Annotated in this window: 2 protein-coding genes and 1 pseudogene; all 3 read left to right on the forward strand. The window is 63.8% G+C overall.

The window, feature by feature from the left end:
• A pseudogene (locus tag EN925_RS32295) lies at positions 1–131 on the forward strand (prolyl aminopeptidase); the annotation flags it as partial.
• Positions 128–1,750 carry a citramalate synthase gene (gene cimA, locus EN925_RS32300; RefSeq protein ID WP_196815395.1) on the forward strand — a complete coding sequence of 541 codons (1,623 nt, stop codon included), beginning with the start codon at positions 128–130 and terminating at the stop codon, positions 1,748–1,750. The pseudogene EN925_RS32295 and the gene cimA, both read left to right, overlap by 4 nt.
• 83 nt (positions 1,751–1,833) lie before the next feature.
• Positions 1,834–2,361, forward strand: a 528-nt coding sequence (locus tag EN925_RS32305; RefSeq protein ID WP_164894539.1) for an EamA family transporter, incomplete at its 3' end; no start/stop codon positions are given.

A 2,361-nucleotide genomic window follows, 5' to 3' on the forward strand; every position in this document is an offset into this window, starting at 1 on the left:
ATGCCTGGGCGCTGCACAAGGCCTGGCCAAAGGCGGATTTCCATCTGATCGAGGGCGCCGGCCATGCTTATTCGGAGCCGGGTATCCTCGACCGGCTGATCCGCGCGACGGACAAGTTTGCAGGCAAATGACCATGACCCGCGAGCGCCTCTATCTCTTCGACACCACGTTGCGCGATGGCCAGCAGACGCCGGGCATCGACTTTTCCGTCGAGGACAAGATCGCCATCGCAAAACTGCTTGACGCTTTTGGCCTCGACTATGTCGAAGGCGGCTATCCCGGCGCCAACCCGACCGACACCGCCTTCTTCCAGGAGAAGCGCACGGAGCGCGCCAAATTCGTCGCCTTCGGCATGACCAAGCGGGCAGGGGTGTCGGCGTCCAACGATCCCGGCCTAGCGTCTCTTGTGCAATCGAAATCGGATGCCATCTGCTTCGTCGCCAAGAGCTGGGACTACCACGTCCGTGTCGCGCTCGGCTGCACCAATGAGGAGAACCTCGACGCCATCAAGGCCTCCGTCGAGGCGGCGATCGCCGCCGGCAAGGAGGCATTGGTCGACTGCGAGCATTTCTTCGATGGCATCAAGGCCAATCCCGACTACGCGCTGGCCTGCGCCAGGACCGCCTATGATGCCGGGGCGCGCTGGGTGGTGCTGTGCGACACCAATGGCGGCACGCAGCCATCGGAAGTCCGCGCCATCGTCGAGAAGGTTATTTCGTCGGGTATTTCAGGCGATCATCTCGGTATCCATGCCCATGACGACACCGGCCAGGCCGTGGCGAATTCCCTCGCCGCTGTCGAGGCTGGCGTGCGCCAGATCCAGGGCACGCTCAACGGCATCGGGGAGCGCTGCGGCAACGCCAATTTGATCTCGATCGTGCCGACGCTGGCGCTAAAGCCGGCCTTCGCCGATCGTTTCGAAACTGGCATTTCGGCTGAGGCGCTGACAGGCATTTCCAGGTTGTCGCGCGCATTTGACGAACTCCTGAACCGAGCGCCAGAGGCGCAAGCGCCCTATGTCGGCGCTTCCGCCTTCGCCACCAAGGCGGGTATCCACGCATCCGCACTGGCCAAGGAGCCGGCGACCTATGAGCACGTCCCCCCCGAAACCGTCGGCAACCGCCGCCGTGTCATGGTCTCGGACCAGGGCGGCAAGGCCAATTTCCTCGCCGAGCTGAGGCGACGCGGCATCGAGGTGCCGAAGGACGATCACCGGCTCGACGCGCTGATATCCGTGGTCAAGGAGCGCGAGGCCGAGGGCTATGCCTATGAAGGCGCCGATGCCAGCTTCGAACTCCTCGCCCGCAAGATGCTGCACGGCCTGCCGGAATTCTTCAACGTCACCTCGTTCCGCTGCATGGTCGAGCGCCGCTTCGACGCCAACGGCCAGTTGAAGACGGTCTCCGAAGCGATCGTCAAGGTGGTGGTCGATGGCGAGGAGAAGATGTCGGTGGCCGAAGGGCATGGCCCGGTCAACGCGCTCGACATCGCGCTGCGCAAGGACCTCGGCAAATTCCAGGGCGAGATCGCCGACATGGAGCTGGCCGACTTCAAGGTGCGTATCCTCAATGGCGGTACCGAGGCGATCACCCGCGTTCTGATCGAATCGCATGACGGCACCGGCGCACGCTGGTGGACGGTGGGAGTTTCCGAGAACATCATAGACGCCTCGTTCCAGGCGCTGATGGATTCCATCGTCTACAAGCTGATGAAGAACCGCGAGATGGCCGGACTGGTGGCCGCCGAATAGGGTTGAACCATCAGCGAAAGTCCATTGATCCATCAGAACTTTGCGATGGTCTTGCCAAGGTGACTGGGCCATAGCGTTGGCCCATGGCCACTGAAGCAATTACCCTGGATGCAGAGTCCAAGGCCCGGCGCGGCTTTCTGCTGGCGCTCGGCGCCTATCTGCTATGGGGATTGCTGCCCTTCTACATGAAGGCGGTCGCTCATCTGCCGCTCGCGGAAGTCATTGCCCATCGCATCGTCTGGTCGGTGCCGATCGCCGCCGCCGTTCTGATCTGGGCCGGCCGCACGGCGGATTTCAAGGCGGCGCTGCGTTCGCCACGCACCATCGCCATGGCCGCGCTGACGGCGGCGCTGATCTCGGTCAACTGGGGCATCTATGTCTGGGCGATCGCGGTCGACCGCACCGTCGAAACCGCGCTCGGCTACTACATCAATCCCCTGGTCAGCGTCGTTGTCGGCGCGCTGCTGCTCGGCGAGCGGCTCGACCGGCTGCAGATCGCGGCGGTGGTGCTGGCGGCCGTCGCCGTCGCCGTGCTGACCATCGAAGGCGGCAAGCTGCCCTGGGGGTCGCTGGCACTGGCGTTTTCCTTCGCCGCCTACGGCTTCTTCCGC

Origin of the sequence: Mesorhizobium sp. M7A.F.Ca.US.006.04.2.1, assembly GCF_004022915.1 — a bacterium.
Lineage (GTDB): Bacteria > Pseudomonadota > Alphaproteobacteria > Rhizobiales > Rhizobiaceae > Mesorhizobium > Mesorhizobium ciceri.